Origin of the sequence: Candidatus Magnetobacterium casense (assembly GCF_019173545.1) — a bacterium.
Lineage (GTDB): Bacteria > Nitrospirota > Thermodesulfovibrionia > Thermodesulfovibrionales > Magnetobacteriaceae > Magnetobacterium > Magnetobacterium cryptolimnobacter.
Genome location: NZ_JABXWD010000414.1, coordinates 1 through 2,792, shown reverse-complemented (window position 1 = coordinate 2,792; position 2,792 = coordinate 1). Strand labels below are relative to the sequence as shown.

Below are 2,792 nucleotides of genomic sequence, written 5' to 3'. Positions count from 1 at the left end.
TTTCGCAGGAATGACAGTTACAGGCTTTTTCCAAGTTTGTCATTCCTGGCTTGACCAGGAATCCAAAAACTGCAAAAGCATAGTTACCATGAAATATAAAGAGGATACGGCTTTTTCGAGAAACGCTATCGCCTGCTTTGAGTCGCCTAACTTGTTCCACGCAAATCCAATGTTGTTATACGAATTCGCCACATTCGGATGTCTTTCTCCATAGACTTCCAACCTGATAGCAAGGGCTTTTTCGTAAAACGCAATCGCCTGCCTGGAGTCGCCTAACTTGTTCCGCGCAAATCCAATGTTGTTATACGAATTCGCCACATCCGGATGTCTTTCTCCATAGACTTCCAACAAGATAGCAATGGCTTTTTCGAAAAACGCAATCGCCTGCCTGGAGTCGCCTAACTTGTTCCGCGCAAATCCAATGTTGCCATACGAAGTCGCCACATCCGGATGTTTTTCTCCATAGACTTCCAAGCAGATAGCAAGGGCTTTTTCGAGAAACGCAATCGCCTGCCTGGAGTCGCCTAACTGCCATAATGAATACGCATACGTATGAAGAAAATCGCCGACCTCTATCTCCTTGCTTGCCTTCGCCCCATCTATCACCGCATCTGAGACCCTGACGGCGACCTTTTCCATAATCGCTCGACCCTGCCGATATAAGACCATTTCGCGAAAGTATCGTCCCAGCTTCTCCGCATGAGGACACGCACCACGGACATTGCCCACCTCAAGGGCGTGACGGACGGCCTCCTCCATGTACCTGTAATTTGGCTCGGTCGCTCCTGAAATCCAACCGTCATACCACTGATACGCATGAGCGTGCATCTCAAGCCTTTCGTCTGCCGTCAACTTGGCCCACATGGCATCGCGGATGACGGGCGTCACCCAGTACACAAACTCACCCCTGGAGCCGTCCTTTATTGCCGGTGCGGCCCGCACTTCACGCTCAACCAACGTCAGGTCAACGCCCGTGCTCAAGAACTGCCCGCCACCAAATGCCTCAAAGGCAGTCGCATAAACAGCCTCACCATACACCGCCGCCTTTTGGATGAACCTGTGGAACCCTTCCCCCTCAGTCGCCGCAATCACATCCGCAAGATAGGCGTGGATGAACTCATCCTGCTTGCCCTTCAACTGCGCCTCAATGTCGGCCAGGTCGTACTTGCCCTCGTCCCTGGCGATGACGTTGAGCCATTCCAACAGACGCGGATTGCCGGCACCGTACCTGAGATACAGGTCGGCGTGCTTGCTCTTTGCGATGAATTCGAGATCACGCTTTTTCTTGTCTAAATCAGCGCCATCAAATGACATGACCGTGAGATCGTGGAGGCTTGTCGTAGACAGGTTTTCGCCGTCGTGTTCAAGGATGAAGGCATACCGGCTCGATATGACGACGTTGCTGTTGCCTTTACTCCAGCCGGCGGCCTCAAGGAAGGGACGGATGATATCAATTGTTTCAGATTTTACGTAATACTGATTACCATGACGATCAAGGTTCTGTTCAAAGTCGTCGAAATATATTATCACGGAAAGTTGCTTCTTAACTTGACAATGTCACATTACAATTTCTGCAATCAAAGATGTCTGAACCACGATTTAACGGCCCGGCTACTGTAAGTAGCTGTCCGATAATTGGGATTATCAGGATTTATGTTAAAGAAGGACTACCCTTTTTTCATGTAAATCCTTTAATCTGCCCTGCGACCGTAGGGAGCAAAGTAATCAATCCTGGTTCAGACAATCCCTGATGTTTACTTAAATGTGACATTGTCAAACTAATTATACCCTCAACACATTGTTTTTTTGAAGCTTTTTTTTTAGCTTAACACCTACAGTGGTTAGAGGAGGGATTCTCCACAAAGAATGGCTTTATTGGCAGGATTGCATTCTTAGCTTAACACCTATGGGCTCGCCCCTCCCCTTGCGGGGGGGGGCTGAAGGGGGCCAGGTGCGACCTGGAGCGACAAAGAAGCGGAGGGGGTGGGGCACCCCTGCCACAAACCGCCCCTTTCTTTCTTTGTATTGCAATCGATCGAAACGCTCTATATACTTGCCCGTAGTGCCTTGACGACCTCCGATAGTGCCTTGTCTATCATGTACAGCTTGGCATCTGTGGAGTCGGGGTTGCTGATGCACGTCAAGATTTTCAGGATTGAGTCATCGAAGGGGACGGCTGATGTTTTCAGGTAGTCTAGCGCTTTGTCGATGGCCTCTTTGTTTGCCCTGTCGATAAGGTAGAGTTTGTAGATTCCCAGGGTGAGGTTTTTGATTTCGTGTTCTTGTTTGTCGTGGGGCAATAGTGATTTTATGTACGTTGTGTACATGGGGAGTAGTCGTGAGATGTTGCCAGTGCTTTGTTGGGGTAGGTTGAGGTAGATGGATAGTTTAATGGCAGCGAATAAAAGCTCGATGTCTTCTGATGGGGCAATTGTTTTTGTTTGATCGATGATTTCGCCGAGGTGCTCTTCTACGATATCGTACTTTCCAAGTAGTACAAGGAATGTCAGGAGGATTGGCTTTGAGTGTTTAGCGTTGCCTTTTTTTGCGTAGAGCTCCTCTATGTAAGTTCCGGAAGAGAGGTGAGTTAATGCAGAATTTATCGCCTCAGAATATGAATCATTACGAATCTGATTGAAAAATAAGCTCTCGTCAGCCAGGAAAATTTGTATGTATACTAAAGTAGCTTCATCATACCGTTCTAATCGTGTAAGGCACTCACCCCACAACCAATAAGCGATATACTCATTAGGATTGATTTCAATTGCCTTTTTGCATATATCGATAGCTTC

The 2,792-nt window shown here is 47.9% G+C and carries 1 protein-coding gene and 1 pseudogene; both read right to left on the bottom strand.

The features are described 5' to 3' along the window. Positions 1-39 precede the first annotated feature (39 nt). A complete protein-coding gene (locus HWQ67_RS20275) occupies positions 40-1,530 on the bottom strand; it encodes a tetratricopeptide repeat protein (RefSeq protein ID WP_218253625.1) in 1,491 nt (496 codons plus the stop codon). Positions 1,531-2,045: 515 nt separating this feature from the next. Beyond that, positions 2,046-2,792, bottom strand: a pseudogene (locus HWQ67_RS15680) (hypothetical protein); the annotation flags it as partial.